This window comes from Mycolicibacterium tusciae (assembly GCF_002086795.1).
GTDB classification, from domain to species: domain Bacteria; phylum Actinomycetota; class Actinomycetes; order Mycobacteriales; family Mycobacteriaceae; genus Mycobacterium; species Mycobacterium tusciae.
The window spans coordinates 366158-384202 of record NZ_MVIM01000001.1 but is presented as its reverse complement, the minus strand read 5'-3'; the positions used below and the strand labels follow the sequence as shown (position 1 = coordinate 384202).

Genomic DNA, 18045 nt, shown 5'->3' with positions numbered 1-18045 from the left:
GACCGATGGTGTCGTGTGTGGCGGGCCGAAATGCAGGTGCTAAGCTCCCCGCAGTTTCGACATCCTTTAAAGAGCCGTCCTGAGAGGCGGAGAAGGAGGTCAGGGTTACCTTGGGCGCGCCTGGCACCGACCGGGAACTGATGTCTTCAGCGGACGTCAGCCGGACCATCTCCCGCATGGCCCATCAAATCATCGAGAAGACCGCACTCGACGGTCCCGATGCTCCGACCGTCATCCTTCTCGGCATCCCCACCCGTGGCGTGACCATCGCCGCGCGGCTGGCCGAGAAGATCAAGGAATTCGCCGACGTCACCGTCGCCCGCGGCGGCCTCGACATCACGCTCTACCGTGACGATCTCGGCAGCAAGCCACCCCGACCGCTGGAGGACACCTCGATCCCTGAGGGCGGCATCGACGGCACTCTCGTAATCCTGGTCGATGACGTCCTCTACACCGGTCGCTCCGTGCGCTCGGCGCTGGACGCACTGCGCGACATCGGCCGGCCACGGGCCGTCCAGCTCGCAGTCCTCGTCGACCGCGGGCACCGGGAGCTGCCACTTCGGGCCGACTACGTGGGCAAGAACGTGCCGACCTCGAGGGCCGAGAACGTCAAGGTGCGGCTGACCGAAGACGATCAAGTCGAGGGCATCTGGATCGCACCGCAGGGAGGGCCCGCAAGATGAAGCACCTGCTCTCAACCGGCGACCTGTCGCGGGCTGAAGCGCTGGCGATTCTCGACAACGCCGACCGGTTCAGCCAGGCTCTGCTCGGCCGCGAGGTCAAGAAACTGCCGACGCTTCGCGGCCGCACCATCATCACGATGTTCTACGAGAACTCCACCCGCACGCGGGTGTCATTCGAGGTCGCAGGCAAATGGATGAGTGCCGACGTCATCAATGTCAGCGCGTCGGGATCCTCTGTCTCCAAAGGTGAGTCGCTTCGAGACACCGCCCTCACCCTGCGTGCCGCCGGGGCCGATGCCCTGATCATCCGCCACCCCGCCTCTGGGGCGGCCCAGCAGCTTGCCGAGTGGACACTCACCGAGCAGGGTGGCCCGTCGGTGATCAACGCCGGCGACGGCACTCACGAGCACCCGACGCAGGCACTGCTCGACGCGCTCACCATCCGCCAACGGCTCGGCGACATCGAAGGCAAGCGAGTTGTCATAGTCGGCGACGTGCTGCACAGCCGGGTCGCGCGGTCCAACGTGCTGCTGCTCGACACGCTCGGCGCAGAAGTGGTGCTCGTCGCCCCGCCCACGCTGCTGCCGGTCGGGGTCGCAGACTGGCCTGTCACCGTGTCGCACGACCTCGACGCCGAATTGCCCGTCGCCGACGCGGTGCTGATGCTGCGTGTGCAGGCCGAGCGGATGACCGGCGGATTCTTCCCATCCGCGCGCGAGTACTCGGTGCTGTACGGCCTCTCTGAGAAGCGCCAGGCACTGCTTCCGGGTAACGCGGTAGTCCTGCACCCCGGCCCGATGGTGCGCGGCATGGAGATCGCGTTCTCCGTCGCTGATTCTCCGCAATCGGCTGTCCTGCAGCAGGTTTCCAACGGTGTGCATATCCGAATGGCGGTATTGTTCCACCTGCTGGTGGGCGCTGAGGTGGAAGCGATGAGCGTATGAGCGTCCTGATCCGCGGGGTGCGCCTCTACGGCGAGGGTGACCGGGTCGACGTGCTCGTCTCCGACGGCCAGATCGCTGACATCGGTGCCGGGCTCGACGTTCCCGACGATGCCGATGTCGTCGACGCTACCGGTCAGATTCTGCTTCCCGGATTCGTCGACCTGCACACACATCTGCGCGAGCCTGGCCGGGAGTACGCCGAGGACATCGAAACCGGCTCGGCCGCAGCCGCTTTGGGTGGCTACACCGCGGTGTTCGCCATGGCCAACACCAACCCGGTCGCAGACAGCCCGGTCGTCACCGATCACGTGTGGCACCGCGGCCAGCAGGTCGGGCTCGTCGACGTGCATCCCGTCGGTGCGGTGACGATGGGTCTGGCCGGTGCCCAGCTCACCGAGATGGGCATGATGGCCAACGGTGCCGGGCAGGTGCGGATGTTCTCCGATGACGGCATCTGCGTTCACGACCCGCTGATCATGCGCCGCGCACTGGAATATGCGACGGGCCTGGGTGTGCTCATCGCCCAGCATGCCGAGGAGCCCCGCCTCACCGTCGGTGCGGTGGCACACGAGGGGCCCAACGCGGCGCTGCTGGGGTTGGCGGGCTGGCCTCGAGCGGCCGAAGAGTCCATTGTCGCCCGGGACGCGTTACTGGCACGCGACGCCGGCGCACGCGTGCACATCTGCCATGCCTCCACCGCGGGCACTGTCGAGATCGTCAGATGGGCCAAGGAACAAGGCATTTCGATCACCGCCGAGGTGACCCCGCACCATCTTCTGCTCGACGACGGCCGGCTGGCCTCCTACGACGGCCGAAACCGGGTGAATCCACCGCTTCGTGAGGCCGCCGACGCCGAGGCCCTGCGCCAGGCGCTCGCCGACGGGGTGATCGACTGCGTCGCCACCGACCACGCGCCGCATGCCGAGCACGAGAAGATGTGCGAGTTCGCCCACGCGCGCCCTGGGATGCTCGGCCTGCAGACCGCGCTGTCGGTGGTCGTCCAGACCATGGTGCGTCCCGGCCTGCTCACCTGGCGCGACGTCGCCCGGGTGATGAGCGAAAACCCGGCCCGCATCGTCGGATTGCCGGACCAGGGCCGACCGCTGGAGGCAGGTGAGCCCGCCAACCTGACCGTCGTCGATCCCGACGCGACGTGGACGGTGGAGGGGTCCGAGCTGGCGAGCCGCTCCGACAACACGCCGTACGAATCGATGGAGTTGCCTGCGACGGTGACGTTGACACTGTTGCGGGGCAAGGTCACTGCCCGCGACGGGAAGAGTCCGGCATGAACACCGGGACGCTGGTCGGGTCGCTGATCATGGCCGCGGTGCTGGCTGTGCTGATCGCCGTCATCATCCAGGCGATGCTGCGCGGTTGGCGTCGCCGCGCCGAGCGGCAGGCCGAACTGATCGGCACCCTGCCACCGCTTCCCGACACCGTGGGATCGGCGATCGTGGCCGCCACCAGGGGTATGTATGTCGGCAGCACGCTTGTCCCGCATTGGAACGACCGCGTCGCCGTCGGCGATCTCGGATTCCGCCACAAGGCGGTGCTGACCCGTTACCCCGAAGGGATCATGTTGCAGCGCAATGGCGCAGGACCGATCTGGATACCCGAAGAGTCGATCACCGCGATCCGCACCGAGCGCGGGGTCGCGGGGAAGGCGCTGACCCACGAGGGCATCCTCGCCATCAGGTGGCGCCTGCCGTCGGGCACCGAGATCGATACCGGGTTCCGCGCCGACAACCGCGCAGCGTACGACCCGTGGCTGGAGACCGCATGAGCCGGGCAGTACTGGTCCTGGAAGACGGACGCATCTTCACCGGCACGGCGTTCGGTGCGATCGGCCAGACGCTCGGCGAAGCGGTGTTCTCCACCGGCATGTCCGGGTACCAGGAAACGTTGACCGATCCCAGCTATCACGGGCAGATCGTGGTGGCCACCGCCCCGCAGATCGGCAACACCGGGTGGAACCAGGAGGACGCGGAGAGCCGCGGCGACAAGATCTGGGTGGCCGGCTACGCCGTACGCGATCCGTCCCCACGGGCCTCGAACTGGCGCGCGACAGGCACTCTCGACGACGAGCTCGTCCGTCAGGGCATCGTCGGGGTTGCGGGAATCGACACCCGCGCCGTGGTACGGCACCTGCGCAGTCTCGGCTCGATGAAGGCCGGAGTGTTCTCGGGCGACGCGCTTTCGCACGCCGACGAATTGCTCGCCCGTGTCCGCGATCAGCCGTCGATGCTGGGCGCCAACCTGGCCGGCGAGGTCAGCACCGACGCCACCTACATCGTCGAACCCGAAGGACTTCCACGCTTCACCGTCGCGGCGATCGACCTCGGCATCAAGACCAACACACCGCGCAACTTCGCCGCCCGCGGCATCCGCAGCCACGTGATCCCGTCAACGGTCACGTACGACCAGATCGCCGACCTCAATCCCGATGGCGTATTTCTGTCCAACGGGCCCGGCGACCCCGCCACCGCCGACCACATCGTCGGTGTGACACGGGAAGTCCTCGGCGCGGGGATACCGCTTTTCGGCATCTGCTTCGGCAATCAAATCCTCGGCCGCGCGCTGGGACGCTCGACATACAAGATGGTCTTCGGTCACCGTGGCATCAACGTGCCCGTCATGGACCACGCCACCCGTCGGGTCGCGGTGACCGCGCAGAACCACGGGTTCGCACTCGAAGGTGAGGCCGGCGAAACGTTCGACACCGACTTCGGTACCGCGATCGTCAGTCACACCTGCGCCAACGATGGCGTCGTCGAGGGCATCAAACTGGTTGATGGGAGAGCCTTTTCGGTGCAGTACCACCCCGAGGCCGCTGCGGGCCCACAGGATGCGAACTACCTGTTCGACCAGTTCGTCGACCTGATGGCGGAGGGCCGCTGATGCCGAAGCGCCGCGACCTGAACCACGTGCTCGTGATCGGCTCCGGGCCGATCATCATCGGCCAGGCGTGTGAGTTCGACTACTCGGGAACACAGGCGTGCCGCGTGCTCCGCGAAGAAGGCCTGCAAGTGAGTCTGATCAACTCGAATCCGGCGACGATCATGACCGACCCGGAGTACGCCGATCACACCTATGTCGAACCGATCACCGCGGCGTTCGTCGAGAAGATCTTCGCCCAGCATGCCGAGCGGGGCAACAAGGTCGACGCGTTGTTGGCCACCCTCGGCGGGCAGACGGCACTGAACACCGCTGTCGCGCTATACGAGAACGGAGCGCTCGAGCGCTGGGGTGTCGAGCTGATCGGTGCCGATTTCGAGGCGATCCAGCGCGGCGAGGACCGGCAGAAGTTCAAGGACATCGTCAGCAAGGTCGGCGGCGAATCTGCCCGCTCCCGTGTGTGTTTCACGATGGACGAGGTCCGCGAGACGGTCGCCGAGCTCGGATTGCCGGTGGTGGTGCGGCCCTCGTTCACGATGGGCGGGCTCGGTTCGGGCATGGCCTACTCCGCCGAGGATGTGGACCGGATGGCCGGCGAGGGGCTGGCGGCATCGCCGAGCGCCAACGTCCTGATCGAGGAATCGATCTTCGGCTGGAAGGAATTCGAGCTCGAGCTGATGCGCGACGGCCACGACAACGTGGTGGTCGTCTGCTCGATCGAGAACTTCGACCCGATGGGTGTGCACACCGGCGATTCGGTCACGGTGGCGCCGGCGATGACGCTGACCGATCGCGAGTACCAGAAGATGCGCAGTCTGGGCATCGAGATCCTGCGTGAGGTCGGCGTCGACACCGGTGGGTGCAACATCCAGTTCGCCGTGAATCCCGCCGACGGCCGCCTCGTCGTGATCGAGATGAACCCACGCGTCTCGCGTTCCAGTGCGCTGGCGTCGAAGGCGACGGGCTTCCCGATCGCGAAGATCGCCGCGAAACTGGCGATCGGCTACACCCTCGACGAGATCGTCAACGACATCACCAAGGAAACGCCGGCGTGCTTCGAGCCGACCCTGGACTATGTCGTCGTCAAGGCGCCCCGCTTCGCGTTCGAGAAGTTCCCGGGCGCAGACCCCACACTCACCACGACCATGAAATCCGTGGGCGAGGCGATGTCGTTGGGCCGCAACTTCATCGAAGCGCTCGGCAAGGTGATGCGGTCGTTGGAAACCAGTCGCGCCGGGTTCTGGACGAAGCCCGACCCCGACGTTTCCGTCGATGACCTGCTCACGGGCCTGAGGACGCCGACCGACGGGCGGCTGTACGACATCGAATTGGCGCTGCGCAAGGGCGCCACCGTCGAGCAGGTGGCGGAGGCCTCTGGTGTCGATCCGTGGTTCGTCGAACAGATCGCGGGACTGGTCACGCTGCGCGCCGAACTGCTAGACGCACCGGTGCTCGACGAACAGCTCCTGCGGCGCGGCAAGTACCACGGCCTGTCCGATCGTCAAATCGCCGCCCTGCGACCCGAATTGGCCGGTGAGATCGGCGTGCGGTCCCTGCGGACCCGGCTCGGCATTCACCCGGTGTACAAGACCGTCGACACCTGTGCGGCCGAATTCGAAGCCAAGACGCCGTATCACTACAGCAGCTACGAACTCGACCCCGCGGCGGAGAGCGAGGTCGCGCCGCAGACCGAGAAGCCAAAGGTGCTCATCCTCGGCTCAGGCCCGAACCGCATCGGGCAGGGCATCGAGTTCGACTACAGCTGCGTGCACGCCGCCACCACGCTGAGCCAGGCCGGATTCGAGACCGTCATGGTCAACTGCAACCCGGAGACCGTCTCTACCGACTACGACACTGCCGACCGGCTGTACTTCGAACCGCTGACGTTCGAGGACGTGCTCGAGGTCTATCATGCCGAATCCGCTTCCGGCGCAGGAGGTCCCGGCGTCGTTGGGGTCATCGTGCAGCTCGGCGGTCAGACCCCACTCGGTCTGGCGGAGCGGCTGGAGACGGCAGGCGTGCCGATCGTCGGCACCAGTCCCAAGGCGATCGACCTTGCTGAAGACCGTGGCGCGTTCGGCGAGGTGCTCAACACCGCTGGACTGCCCGCGCCGCGGTTCGGCACCGCGACCAGCTTCGAGCAGGCCCGCCGGATCGCCGCCGACATCGGTTATCCGGTGCTGGTTCGCCCGTCCTACGTCCTGGGCGGCCGAGGCATGGAGATCGTCTACGACGAGGAGACCCTGCAGGGCTACATCACCCGGGCCACCGAACTTTCACCCGAACACCCGGTGCTCGTGGACCGCTTCCTCGAGGACGCCATCGAAATCGACGTCGACGCACTGTGCGACGGCACCGAGGTGTACATCGGCGGCGTCATGGAGCACATCGAGGAGGCCGGCATTCACTCCGGCGACTCGGCCTGCGCGCTGCCGCCGGTGACCTTGGGCCGCAGCGATATCGAATCCGTGCGGCGCGCGACCGAGGCGATCGCCCACGGCATTGGCGTGGTCGGTCTGCTCAACGTGCAGTACGCGCTGAAGGACGACGTGCTGTACGTGCTGGAGGCCAATCCACGCGCCAGCCGGACGGTGCCGTTCGTCTCGAAGGCGACGGCAGTGCCACTCGCAAAAGCCTGTGCCCGAGTCATGTTGGGCGCCACCATCGCCGAACTGCGCCAAGAAGGAGTACTGCCGCCCACCGGTGACGGCGCGACGACCGCACGCAATGCCCCGGTCGCGGTCAAGGAAGCGGTCCTGCCCTTCCATCGCTTCCGGAAGGCCGACGGTTCGCAGATCGATTCGCTGCTCGGCCCCGAGATGAAGTCGACCGGCGAGGTGATGGGCATCGATCACGACTTTGGCACCGCCTTCGCCAAGAGCCAGACCGCGGCGTACGGATCGCTGCCCGCCGAGGGCACGATCTTCGTCTCCGTGGCTAACCGCGACAAACGCTCGCTGGTGTTCCCGGTGAAGCGGCTCGCCGATCTGGGCTTCCGCGTGCTGGCCACCGCGGGCACCGCCGAGATGTTGCGGCGCAACGGTATTCCATGCGACGAGGTGCGCAAGCACTTCGAAGATCCAGGGGAGGGGCGACCAGCCTCGTCGGCGGTGGACCTGATTCGGTCCGGTGAAGTCGACATGGTGATCAATACGCCGTACGGCAACTCGGGTCCTCGTATCGACGGCTACGAGATCCGCTCGGCCGCAGTGTCGATGAACATCCCGTGCGTGACCACCGTGCAGGGCGCCTCTGCGGCCGTCCAGGGTATCGAGGCGGGCATTCGCGGGGACATCGGCGTGATGTCGCTGCAGGAGCTGCACAGCGTGCTGGGGTCGTGACGGGTTTCGGCTCCCGGCTGGCCGAGGCGATCGCTGCCCGTGGCCCGTTGTGTCCCGGTATCGATCCGCATCCCGAGCTGCTGAGCGCCTGGGGGCTGAGCGCCGACGCCGACGGCTTGTCACGGTTCTGCGATATCTGTGTGGAGGCGTTCGCCGGCTTCGCGATCGTGAAACCGCAGGTGGCTTTCTTCGAGGCGTACGGTGCCGCGGGATTCACGGTGCTGGAGCACACCATCGCTGCGCTGCGCGACGCCGGTGTGCTGGTGTTGGCCGACGCCAAACGCGGGGACATCGGCTCGACGATGGCCGCCTACGCGAATGCGTGGTCGGGTGATTCGCCGCTGGCCGCCGACGCCGTGACCGCATCGCCGTATCTGGGCTTCGGATCGTTGCAGCCGCTGCTCGACACCGCAGAGACCAACGGCCGCGGTGTCTTCGTCCTCGCCGCGACATCCAACCCCGAGGGCGCGACCGTTCAGCGCGCCGAGACCGGCGGTCGAACCGTCGCGCAGTCGATTGTGGACGCCGCGGCCGCGGTCAATCGTGATCGCCTGCCCACACCCGGATCTGTCGGCGTTGTCGTCGGCGCCACGCTCGCCGAACCACCGGATGTCAGCGCACTGGGCGGTCCGGTGCTCGTGCCGGGCGTCGGGGCTCAGGGCGGACGACCCGAAGCGCTCGGCGGCCTCGGCGGGTCACACGCCGGTCAACTGCTTCCGGCCGTGTCTCGGGACGTACTGCGCGCCGGACCCGATGTCGCCGAACTGCGCGCCGCGGCCGAGAAGTTCCGCGACGCCGTCGCGTATCTGGCATGAGTGCCGATGACCTGCCGGCGCAGAGCGATCCGCTCGAGCGCTAACGCATCGCCGGCTTTTTCGGCAGGAGTCGCGTCAACAGGACGATCGTGACGACGCCGCCGACGCCGAGTATGCCGAGCAACATCAGGTACGTCAGGTCGCCGCGGTCGCGCGTGCGATAGACGACCTGCTGGAAGGGCGTATCTGCGGGCGCCTGCTCGAAGATGTAGTCACTCTCGATCGCCGCCGGGTCCAAAATCGTGTTCTTCCACCTCGTCAGAAACGCTGCGTCCCCGACGTGGTCGGCCAACGCGGGGGAGGCGCTGCGATCGATCCGGCCCGCGAATTCGAGAGTCGGCTTGTCGGCGAGAACGGGAACCGTCGACGGATCCATTCGATGCGGCGCCAATACGTAGAGGTCGATGTACTGCGACATCGTGGCCGACCGGGACAGTCGCATCGGATAGACGACGGTGTCAGATGCGAACGAGAGGCGCAGCGGCTGAAGCGCTCCCGACAGCGAGCCATCGGTTTCCGCCGGCACCAATTGGACCGCAACGATCTCCCAGCCTTCGGCGACATACGGCGCGAGGTTGTCATCCAGCCCATCCGGCTGTGGAAAACCGTTGTCCTTCAACCACTTTGCCAGGACAGTCGGATCACTGGCGCTTAGCCGGGTGACGTCGAATGGTCCGAGGCGCTGGCGGCCGAGCACATTGACCGCGCCGGCCGGTGCACCCGCGGTATCCGACTCCGCTCCAGCCCACACCAGCCAGGGGATGGTCGGCCACCACGAATCGCGATACTCGATCCTCGGTGCGGTGAGCTCGCTGAGCGCTTCGAACACCTCGGTGTCGCCGAGGGTGATACGCGCGGCGGACGGCACCGGCATGACCCATCCGGCCCGGTCCGACGAACCGGTCACCGACAACGACATCACGATGGTCTCGGTGGTGCCGTCCCAGGCGATCAGCGCGCGCTCGTCGGCCACCGAGGAGCTGGGGCTGTCGGGGACGTAGGCCCCACAGCCGCAGGCCCAAGCCGGGCTCGCGACGTTGACCAGCGCCGCCCCGGCCAGCAGAGCCAGCACCAGGACGATGGATCGACAGACGCGTGCGGCCACGACGACCTCCTCTCGGCGAATCCTATTTCGTTGCCGGCCTCGGATGAGGCCGCCATCGGCGAACAACATTGACAACACAAGCAACATCAGCCTCATAGGCACGGCCCGTCACGTCTCCAACCGAACTTTTGCATTCAATCCAAATATTGACGCTCGCGTAGCCGCTCGAACCGGCCCGCCAGGGGGCTGCGACACGCCCGACATGCGGTGACCAGGCAAAATTTTCTTGACCGGCCGTGAACCGCTGACGAGGTGTGGTCCAGGCCACAGGCTGAGTGGGTCGGTAAGCCACCCCAGGCGGACTGAAAGGCCTTGATACGCAGGCGAATCCGGCCCCTCAACGGCTCAAATCGACGCTTTCGGCCCATTTTGGGCGAATCGGCTCTCACGGCGGCCCTGCCTTACACGCTGGGCTTTTGGCGTCAGAACCAGGGGGTGGGGTTCGCTTTCGTCAGGTTGCGTGGGTACGGTCGTCGTCGCTGGCTGTTGTGGAATTTTTCATAGCGGCCGATAAAGAAACAATGATGGTGTGAGAGACGGAGGAACCCCGTGGCCCTTCCCCAGTTGACCGACGAGCAGCGCGCGGCAGCGTTGGAGAAGGCTGCTGCCGCACGACGCATACGTGCCGAGCTCAAAGACCGGCTCAAGCGCGGCGGCACCAACCTCAAGCAGGTGCTGAAGGATGCCGAGACCGATGAGGTCTTGGGCAAGATGAAGGTTTCTGCCCTTCTGGAGGCGTTGCCCAAGGTGGGCAAGGTCAAGGCGCAGGAAATCATGACCGAACTCGAGATCGCCCCGACCCGTCGCCTGCGTGGCCTGGGAGATCGCCAGCGCAAGGCGCTGCTGGAAAAGTTCGACCAGTAATTCCGGGCGCATAAGTTGAGCGCCGGCCGGGGGGCCGGGCGGGCAATCGTGTTGTCCGGCCCCTCTGCCGTCGGGAAATCGTCTGTCGTCCGCTGTCTGCGTGACCGCGTTCCCGACTTGCACTTCAGTGTCTCCGTCACCACTCGGGCCCCGCGTCCGGGCGAAGTCGACGGCATCGACTATTCGTTTGTCACAGCAGAGCGGTTCCAGGACCTGATCGACAGCGGTGCCCTGCTGGAATGGGCCGAGATCCACGGCGGTCTGCACCGGTCGGGCACCCCCGCAGCGCCGGTTTGCGAGGCCATCGAAGCCGGCCGTCCCGTACTGATCGAAGTGGATCTGGCGGGCGCTCGCGCCGTCAAGAAGTCGATGCCGGAAGTCCTCACGGTCTTCCTCGCGCCGCCCAGCTGGGAGGCTCTGGAGAGCCGGCTGATCGGGCGCGGCACCGAAAGCGCCGAAGTCATGGCCCGCCGACTGGCCACTGCACGCGACGAACTGGCAGCTCAGAACGACTTCGATGTGGTCGTCGTGAACAGCGAATTGGAGTCTGCCTGCTCTGAATTGGTATCCTTGCTGGTGGCCCGCGGTGAGCCACCCAAATTTCACGCATAACCGTCTGGAGATCTTCTACGTGAGCACACCCCACGCCGACGCCCAATTGACCGCTGTCGACGACATCGCGCCCGGCGCCGGCGCCTATGACACCCCGTTGGGTATCACCAATCCCCCCATCGACGAGCTGCTCGACCGCGCGTCCAGCAAGTATGCGCTGGTGATCTACGCCGCCAAGCGTGCGCGCCAGATCAACGACTACTACAACCAGCTCGGCGACGGCATCCTCGAATACGTGGGACCGCTGGTCGAGCCCGGCCTGCAGGAGAAGCCGCTGTCGATCGCGATGCGCGAGATTCACGGCGACCTACTCGAGCACACCGAAGGCGAGTAGCGGAGGGGCCCGGCGATGAGTCCTTGGGCGAAGGGTTGAAGTGACCGAACGCAAGCGGATCATCGTCGGCGTCGCCGGTGGCATCGCCGCCTACAAGGCGGCCACCGTCGTCCGGCAGCTGACCGAGGCGGGCCACGCCGTCCGCGTCGTTCCCACCGAGTCCGCCCTGCGCTTCATCGGTGCGGCGACGTTCGAAGCGCTCTCCGGAAACCCTGTTCATACCGGCGTCTGGGATGACGTCCACGAGGTGCCCCACGTCCGGATCGGGCAGGAGGCCGACCTCGTCGTGGTCGCCCCGGCGACGGCCGATCTATTGGCGCGAGCTGTCGCCGGCCGTGCCGACGACCTGCTGACCGCCACACTGCTCACCGCGCGATGTCCGGTGCTCTTCGCTCCCGCGATGCACACCGAGATGTGGTTGCACCCGGCCACCCAGCACAACGTGGCCACGCTGCGGCGTCGGGGCGCGGTGGTGTTGGAGCCGGCATCCGGGCGGCTTACCGGCGCCGACAGCGGCGCGGGCCGACTTCCGGAGGCCGAGGAGATCTCCACGCTCGCCCACCTGCTGCTGGAGCGCGGAGACGCCCTGCCGTATGACATGGCCGGCGTCAAGGTCCTCGTCACCGCAGGGGGCACGCGCGAACCGATCGACCCGGTGCGATTCATCGGCAACCGGAGTTCGGGCAAGCAGGGCTATGCAATGGCGCGGGTGATGGCACAGCGCGGGGCCGACGTCACGCTCATCGCAGGCAATACCGCGGGCCTCATCGACCCGGCGGGGGTTGAGGTGGTCCACATCGGCTCGGCTGCGCAGCTCAGGGACGCCGTCTCGAAGCACGCCCCAGACGCGCATGTGCTGGTGATGGCCGCCGCGGTCGCCGATTTCCGCCCGTCTCAGGTGGAAACCAACAAGATCAAGAAGTCCGCCGACCCCGATGCGGCGACACCGGTCATCGAGCTCACCCGCACCGACGACGTGCTCGCGGGTGCCGTCCGGGCGCGGACCGACGGCCAGCTGCCCAACATGCGTGCCATCGTGGGGTTCGCCGCCGAGACCGGCGATGCGAACGGCGATGTGCTGTTCCACGCTCGAACCAAATTGCAGCGCAAGGGATGCGATCTGCTGGTGGTCAACGCCGTCGGCGAGAATCGGGCGTTCGAAGTGGACAACAACGACGGATGGCTGCTGGCAGCCGACGGCACGGAGTCCGCATTGGAGCACGGTTCGAAAACTCTGATGGCCAGCCGTATCGTGGACGCGATCGTGGCGGTGCTGCAGGACGGTAGCGGGTAACGCGAATCACGACTCCGGGGCCGTGAAAGGGTTGTGCCGAACCTTTGCACGCGCTTGGGTGCAAACGAGCAGCATATAATTTGACTAACTAACTACCTCAAGGGGACTTGAGCGGAAGGATCACACCGTGAGTGAAGCTCGGCTGTTTACCAGTGAGTCGGTGACCGAGGGCCACCCCGACAAGATCTGTGACGCCATCAGCGACTCGGTGCTCGACGCGTTGCTTGCGGACGATCCCAAATCCCGCGTCGCGGTCGAAACGTTGGTCACCACCGGCCAGGTCCACGTCGTCGGCGAGGTCACGACGACGGCAAAGGAAGCGTTCGCCGACATCACCAACACCGTGCGGGCGCGCATCCTCGACATCGGCTACGACTCGTCGGAAAAGGGTTTCGACGGCGAGACCTGCGGCGTCAACATCGGAATCGGCGCGCAGTCGCCCGATATCGCGCAGGGCGTCGACACCGCTCACGAGACGCGCGTCGAAGGCGCAGGTGACCCACTGGACGCCCAGGGTGCCGGTGACCAGGGCCTGATGTTCGGATACGCCATCAGGGACACCCCCGAGCTGATGCCGCTGCCGATCGCGCTGGCGCACCGGCTGTCGCGCCGGCTGACCGAGGTTCGCAAGAGCGGCGTGCTGGATTACCTGCGCCCCGACGGTAAGACCCAGGTCACCGTGCAATACGACGGCACTACTCCGGTGCGCCTCGACACAGTGGTGCTCTCGACGCAGCACGCCGCCGGTATCGACCTGGACGCCACGTTGGCGCCCGACATCCGGGAGAAGGTCGTCAACACCGTGCTGGCCGACCTCAACCACGACTCGATGGACACCTCCGACTTCCGGCTGCTGGTCAACCCGACCGGCAAGTTCGTGCTCGGTGGTCCGATGGGTGATGCAGGCCTGACCGGCCGCAAGATCATCGTCGACACCTACGGCGGCTGGGCCCGTCATGGCGGCGGCGCGTTCTCCGGCAAGGATCCGTCCAAGGTGGACCGCTCCGCGGCGTATGCGATGCGCTGGGTGGCAAAAAACGTGGTCGCAGCCGGGTTGGCGGAGCGGGTCGAAGTGCAGGTCGCCTACGCAATCGGTAAGGCGGCCCCGGTTGGGCTGTTCGTGGAGACCTTCGGCAGTGAGACGGTCGACCCGGCCCGTATCGAGAAGGCGATCACCTCGGTGTTCGACCTGCGGCCCGGCGCGATCGTGCGCGATCTGGATCTGCTGCGGCCGATCTACGCGCAGACCGCCGCCTATGGCCACTTCGGTCGCACCGACGTCGAGCTGCCCTGGGAACAGGTCAACAAGGTCGACGAGCTGAAGGCGGCCGTCTAGCCGCCGGTGACGTGGCGCAGGACCGTCTGTAGTTCTTCGGTCGGCGAGAAGTCGATGTACTCGCAGTCGGTGACGGCCTCCGGCGCGTGCCCGGCGGCCCAGTAGAACGCCTCACCCGCGTTGTAGGTCTGCGCACCGCTGCTTGTGTGCATGCGAAGCTGCCCGCTCAGCATGTAACCCCAGTGCGGGCACTGGCACATGTCGCCGGGCAGTCCCGCCAGCGCCGGCCGCAGGTCCGCACCGGCGCCGAGCTTCACCCACGCGATGGACATCTCGCCCAATTGTTGGCTGCGAAAGTCCACGCCCTCCCCGTCGACGGCAACCGGGATGCCTTCAAACGTCAAACTCTGCATCGCTTACCCCTCGGTCGAACGACTGATTCACCGAGCCTAGTGCGGCTAGCGGGAGACGTCGACGACATGGAAGATTTCACACGCTTGGGATATATCGTAAGCGTATGCGGCCCAAGACATTCCAGCGTGGCACCGGGTCCGGCGAGAAGATTGCAAACGGAAGAAGCCGCGCGACTAGGGACTGAACTCGTAATCGGTGAGCGGGAAGCGTCGGGCGCGCCAATATGTCTGGAGTGTGCTGGCCGATCGCAACGGCACATCGCCGTTCTTGTCGAAGTAATAGCTCCTGGCGTCCTTGCAAGTGTCCTGCCAGAAGATCTGGCGGTGCCGCTTGCGCATCATTTCGGCGAAGTAGCGGTCGTTGGCCTCTTGTTTGACCTCTACGCGGTCGGCCCGCTTTCTGCGAGCGTGTTTCAGGCAGCGCACGATGTGGTGTGTCTGGGTCTCGATCAGCGAGAAGTACGAGTTCCCGACGTACCCGTACGGGCCGAACACCGTGAAAAAGTTCGGGAAACCGGGCACGGCGACGCCTTCATACGATTGCAGGCGCCGCTGGCTGAAATGCTCGCTCCACGAACGGCCGCCGGCCCCGGTCACCGGGTAGGTCGGATTGTCCTCGATGTCCATCACCTTGAACCCGGTCGCCAGGATCAGCACGTCGACGTCGCGGGTCTCACCGTCGACGGTCGCCACGCCTGACCCGGTGATCTTGTCGATCGGCTCGGTCACCAGGTCAACGTTGTCTCGGTTGAACGTCGAAAGATACGTGTTGTGAAAACCCGGGCGCTTGCACCCGACGGCGTAGCGCGGGGTGAGCTTGTCACGCACCTCCGGGTCGTGAACTTGCTTTCGCAGATACGACTTGCCGAACTGCGACATGTTCTTGGCCATCGGGTTGAGGGTGAAGTACTGCGCGGGCAACGTGAAGGTCAGTTCGACGTACGCCTGGCTGAGCAGACGCTGCAATGCCGGGCCACCGGGGAGTCGCATCAGACGCCGGGTCCTCGGCGACAGCGGCACGTCAGGCTTGGGGAGGCACCAGATCGGGGTGCGCTGAAAAACCGTCAGGCGCTCCACGATTGGCGCGATCTCGGGGATGACCTGCACGGCGGACGCGCCGGTCCCGATGATGGCGACACGCTTACCGGTGAGGTCCTGCGCGTGATCCCAGCGTGCGGTGTGCATCGTCACGCCGGCGAACGAGTCGACACCGTCGATGTCGGGCATATTGGGGGTGATCAGCACGCCGCTGGCGTTGACGAGGAATCTGGCGGTCACCGACTCGCCGGTGTCGAGGTGTACGCGCCACAGGTTGTCGTCGTCGTCGAAGGTCGCGCCGAGCACCTTGGTGTTGAATCGGATCTTGCGGCGCAGGTCATATTTGTCAACGCAGTGCTCGGCGTAGGCCTTCAGTTCCCGTCCCGGCGCGTAGGTGCGTGTCCAATTCGGGCTCTTCTCGAAGGAGAACTGGTAGGAGAACGACGGAATGTCCACGGCAATACCGGGATACGTGTTCCAGTACCAGGTCCCACCCGGCCCGTCGCCCGCTTCGATCACCAGATAATTGCCCATCCGGGACTTGTCGAGTGTGATCGCGGTGCCGATGCCGGAGAAACCGGCGCCGACGATGACGGTGTCGTACCGGGGCACTGTCATATGGCTTTCCCGTCGTTGGGCGGTGTCGCTCTAACCATGGTGAGGTCCCACGTCGAGGAGTGCAAGTGCCGCGCGCGATAGTGCTCGACGGGAACGTCTGCAGCGGCCAGCAATTCAGCGCAGGCCGGTCGCGAGCTCACCCCACGTGTAACGCGCTCCGAAGCGAACGCAGTGCGCGCTCGACGGCGTCCGTGGCGGCGGGTACCACCCCGTCGTACCCGGCGTAGCCGTGTACCAGCGTCTGCGCGTTGTGCACTTCGACGGGCACCCCTGCGGCGGCCAGCAGTTCGCCATACCGCATGCCGTCGTCGCGCAGCGGGTCGTGGCCCGCGACGGCGATGTAGGCCGGCGGAAGACCGGAGAGATCCTCCGCGCGGGCGGGCGCCAACGTCGCGGGCATGTCGGAGACGTCGAGATCGCCGAGATACCAACGCGTGCACCCTTTGCACCCGTCGACGTCGAGGACCGGCGCATTGGCATTCTCGGTGAACGACGGCAACGAGGTGTCGAAGGTCGTCGCCGGATACCACAACAGCTGAAACCGAATTCGTGGCCCGCCGGCGTCGCGCGCCAGCTGAGCGACCACCGCGGACAGGTTGCCCCCGCAGAGTCGCCGGCGACTGCCAGCCGATCGGGATCGCCACCCAAAGCGGCCGCGTTCTCGGCGACGCACTGGGTGGCGGCCCACGCATCGTCGACGGCGGCGGGGTAGGGGTGCTCGGCGCCAGCCGGTAGTCGACCGAGACGACGATCGTGTCCGCACCGACCACGTGACGACGGGCGATACCGTCGTAGGTGTCCAGGTCGCCGACCGACCACCCGCCGCCGTGGATGAACACCACCACCGGCAGCGGGATGGCACTGTCGGCGGCCGGCCGGTAGATGCGGATCGGGATCGGGCCTGCGGGCCCGTCGATGACGCGGTCCTCGCTGCGCACCTCTGGATAGACCTCCGCGCGGGGGATATCGCGGAAACGTTGGCGCGCTTCTTCAACACCTCCGTCGGTTGTCAACTGAAACGGGACGGATTCCATTACCTTCTCAGGATGGCGTCGACGGCCGGTTTGTCCTCAGAGACAGACATGGGGACACGGTACGCACACCCGCGAACCAGGCTTCTGTGGGTAACGGCCGCGGTCGTCGGCGCCGGTTACGGCGTGTTTTTGATTGTGACGGCGCTTCGATTGCCGGCCGGCGCCGAGCTGACCGGCCAGTTCGCATTGCAACCCGAGGTCAAGGCGGCGACGGCGGTGCTGCTCGCCGCCGCCGCGCTGACGCACCCCGTCGCTCGCGAACGCCGATGGCTGCTGGCCGCGCTGCTGTTCTCGGCGGCGGGCGACTTCTTCTTGGCGATGCCGTGGTGGGAGCCGTCATTCGTGCTCGGCCTCGGCGCGTTCCTCGTCGCGCACCTGTGCTTCCTGGCCGCGCTCCTCCCACTGGCGGCGCGGTCGGCTCCCCGGCTGGCGGCCGCCGCCGTCACAGTGTGTGCCTGCATCGCCTTGTTGGTGTGGTTCTGGCCGCGGCTGATCGCAGAGGGCATGGCCATACCGGTGACGCTGTACATCGCGGTGCTCTGCGCCATGGTGTGCACGGCGCTGATGGCCCGGCTGCCGACGCCGTGGACCGCGCTGGGCGCGGCGTGCTTCGCAGTGTCCGACGGCATGATCGGCATCTCCAAGTTCGTTTTGGGCAACGAGATGCTCGCCGTGCCCATTTGGTGGGCGTACGCGACATCGCTGGTGCTGATCACCGCCGGCTTCTTCTTCGGCCGCCCGGTAGAGCCGTCGGCGCCGTCTGCTACATCTGCATAGGT

16 protein-coding genes and 1 pseudogene are annotated in these 18045 nt (G+C 66.3%); 13 read left to right on the top strand and 4 right to left on the bottom strand.

Features of this window, described 5'->3' with window-relative positions; translation table 11 throughout:
* Nucleotides 1–110: 110 nt before the first annotated feature.
* The 7 genes from pyrR to pyrF are packed head-to-tail and all read left to right on the top strand — an operon-like array spanning nucleotide 111 to nucleotide 8678.
* Nucleotides 111–683 carry a bifunctional pyr operon transcriptional regulator/uracil phosphoribosyltransferase PyrR gene (gene pyrR, locus BST47_RS01805; RefSeq protein ID WP_083123472.1) on the top strand — a complete coding sequence of 191 codons (573 nt, stop codon included), beginning with the start codon at nucleotides 111–113 and terminating at the stop codon, nucleotides 681–683.
* A complete protein-coding gene (locus BST47_RS01800) occupies nucleotides 680–1627 on the top strand; it encodes an aspartate carbamoyltransferase catalytic subunit (RefSeq protein WP_083123471.1) in 948 nt (315 codons plus the stop codon). The genes pyrR and BST47_RS01800 overlap by 4 nt, the downstream gene beginning before the upstream one ends.
* Nucleotides 1624–2916, top strand: a complete 1293-nt coding sequence (locus tag BST47_RS01795; RefSeq protein WP_083123470.1) for a dihydroorotase — start codon at nucleotides 1624–1626, stop codon at nucleotides 2914–2916. The genes BST47_RS01800 and BST47_RS01795 overlap by 4 nt, the downstream gene beginning before the upstream one ends.
* Nucleotides 2913–3410: a PH-like domain-containing protein gene (locus BST47_RS01790; protein ID WP_083123469.1), complete on the top strand. Its 498-nt coding sequence runs from the start codon at nucleotides 2913–2915 to the stop codon at nucleotides 3408–3410. The genes BST47_RS01795 and BST47_RS01790 overlap by 4 nt, the downstream gene beginning before the upstream one ends.
* Nucleotides 3407–4525, top strand: a complete 1119-nt coding sequence (gene carA / locus BST47_RS01785; RefSeq protein WP_083123468.1) for a glutamine-hydrolyzing carbamoyl-phosphate synthase small subunit — start codon at nucleotides 3407–3409, stop codon at nucleotides 4523–4525. The genes BST47_RS01790 and carA overlap by 4 nt, the downstream gene beginning before the upstream one ends.
* Complete coding sequence (carB, locus tag BST47_RS01780; RefSeq protein ID WP_083123467.1) at nucleotides 4525–7863, top strand: carbamoyl-phosphate synthase large subunit; 3339 nt, start codon at nucleotides 4525–4527, stop codon at nucleotides 7861–7863. The genes carA and carB overlap by 1 nt, the downstream gene beginning before the upstream one ends.
* On the top strand, nucleotides 7860–8678 hold the full coding sequence (gene pyrF, locus BST47_RS01775) for an orotidine-5'-phosphate decarboxylase (protein ID WP_083123466.1): 819 nt from the start codon (nucleotides 7860–7862) through the stop codon (nucleotides 8676–8678). The genes carB and pyrF overlap by 4 nt, the downstream gene beginning before the upstream one ends.
* 40 nt (nucleotides 8679–8718) lie before the next feature.
* Here pyrF and BST47_RS01770 read toward each other — a convergent pair whose 3' ends face one another.
* Entirely contained in the window at nucleotides 8719–9783 is a 1065-nt protein-coding gene (locus tag BST47_RS01770) for a DUF2330 domain-containing protein (protein ID WP_234809540.1), read from the bottom strand.
* Between the two features lie 549 nt (nucleotides 9784–10332).
* Here BST47_RS01770 and mihF point away from each other — a divergent pair.
* From mihF to metK, 5 genes are all read left to right on the top strand, one after another.
* The gene (gene mihF, locus BST47_RS01765; RefSeq protein WP_006244838.1) at nucleotides 10333–10647 is read left to right on the top strand and encodes an integration host factor, actinobacterial type; all 315 of its coding nucleotides are present in this window, start codon (nucleotides 10333–10335) and stop codon (nucleotides 10645–10647) included.
* A gap of 15 nt (nucleotides 10648–10662) precedes the next feature.
* Nucleotides 10663–11259 carry a guanylate kinase gene (gene gmk, locus BST47_RS01760; protein WP_083123465.1) on the top strand — a complete coding sequence of 199 codons (597 nt, stop codon included), beginning with the start codon at nucleotides 10663–10665 and terminating at the stop codon, nucleotides 11257–11259.
* 19 nt (nucleotides 11260–11278) lie between these two features.
* Nucleotides 11279–11593, top strand: coding sequence for a DNA-directed RNA polymerase subunit omega (gene rpoZ / locus BST47_RS01755; protein WP_083123464.1), 315 nt, complete (start codon nucleotides 11279–11281; stop codon nucleotides 11591–11593).
* Between the two features lie 40 nt (nucleotides 11594–11633).
* Nucleotides 11634–12887 (top strand): bifunctional phosphopantothenoylcysteine decarboxylase/phosphopantothenate--cysteine ligase CoaBC, encoded by a 1254-nt coding sequence (gene coaBC / locus BST47_RS01750; RefSeq protein ID WP_083123463.1) that lies wholly within the window; start codon nucleotides 11634–11636, stop codon nucleotides 12885–12887.
* A 127-nt stretch (nucleotides 12888–13014) separates the two neighbouring features.
* A complete protein-coding gene (metK, locus tag BST47_RS01745; protein WP_083123462.1) occupies nucleotides 13015–14223 on the top strand; it encodes a methionine adenosyltransferase in 1209 nt (402 codons plus the stop codon).
* Here metK and BST47_RS01740 read toward each other — a convergent pair.
* From BST47_RS01740 to BST47_RS01730, 3 genes and pseudogenes are all read right to left on the bottom strand, one after another.
* A complete protein-coding gene (locus tag BST47_RS01740; protein WP_083123461.1) occupies nucleotides 14220–14576 on the bottom strand; it encodes a cupin domain-containing protein in 357 nt (118 codons plus the stop codon). The two genes, metK and BST47_RS01740, sit on opposite strands and share 4 nt — an antisense overlap.
* Nucleotides 14577–14750: 174 nt before the next feature.
* Complete coding sequence (locus BST47_RS01735) at nucleotides 14751–16232, bottom strand: flavin-containing monooxygenase (protein WP_083123460.1); 1482 nt, start codon at nucleotides 16230–16232, stop codon at nucleotides 14751–14753.
* 136 nt (nucleotides 16233–16368) lie between these two features.
* Nucleotides 16369–17316 (bottom strand): annotated as a pseudogene (locus BST47_RS01730) (alpha/beta hydrolase).
* Here BST47_RS01730 and BST47_RS01725 point away from each other — a divergent pair.
* Complete coding sequence (locus BST47_RS01725) at nucleotides 17279–18043, top strand: lysoplasmalogenase (RefSeq protein WP_083123459.1); 765 nt, start codon at nucleotides 17279–17281, stop codon at nucleotides 18041–18043. The pseudogene BST47_RS01730 and the gene BST47_RS01725 sit on opposite strands and share 38 nt — an antisense overlap.
* Nucleotides 18044–18045: the final 2 nt, after the last annotated feature.

What these genes read in the sequence shown, in the direction of transcription:
- BST47_RS01790 (WP_083123469.1), top strand. Translation starts at nt 2,913, where the DNA reads ATGAACACCGGGACGCTGGTCGGGTCGCTGATCATGGCCGCGGTGCTG.
- BST47_RS01735 (WP_083123460.1), bottom strand. Translation starts at nt 16,232, where the DNA reads ATGACAGTGCCCCGGTACGACACCGTCATCGTCGGCGCCGGTTTCTCC.
- carB (WP_083123467.1), top strand. Translation starts at nt 4,525, where the DNA reads ATGCCGAAGCGCCGCGACCTGAACCACGTGCTCGTGATCGGCTCCGGG.
- BST47_RS01795 (WP_083123470.1), top strand. Translation starts at nt 1,624, where the DNA reads ATGAGCGTCCTGATCCGCGGGGTGCGCCTCTACGGCGAGGGTGACCGG.
- BST47_RS01740 (WP_083123461.1), bottom strand. Translation starts at nt 14,576, where the DNA reads ATGCAGAGTTTGACGTTTGAAGGCATCCCGGTTGCCGTCGACGGGGAG.
- BST47_RS01725 (WP_083123459.1), top strand. Translation starts at nt 17,279, where the DNA reads ATGGCGTCGACGGCCGGTTTGTCCTCAGAGACAGACATGGGGACACGG.
- carA (WP_083123468.1), top strand. Translation starts at nt 3,407, where the DNA reads ATGAGCCGGGCAGTACTGGTCCTGGAAGACGGACGCATCTTCACCGGC.
- BST47_RS01800 (WP_083123471.1), top strand. Translation starts at nt 680, where the DNA reads ATGAAGCACCTGCTCTCAACCGGCGACCTGTCGCGGGCTGAAGCGCTG.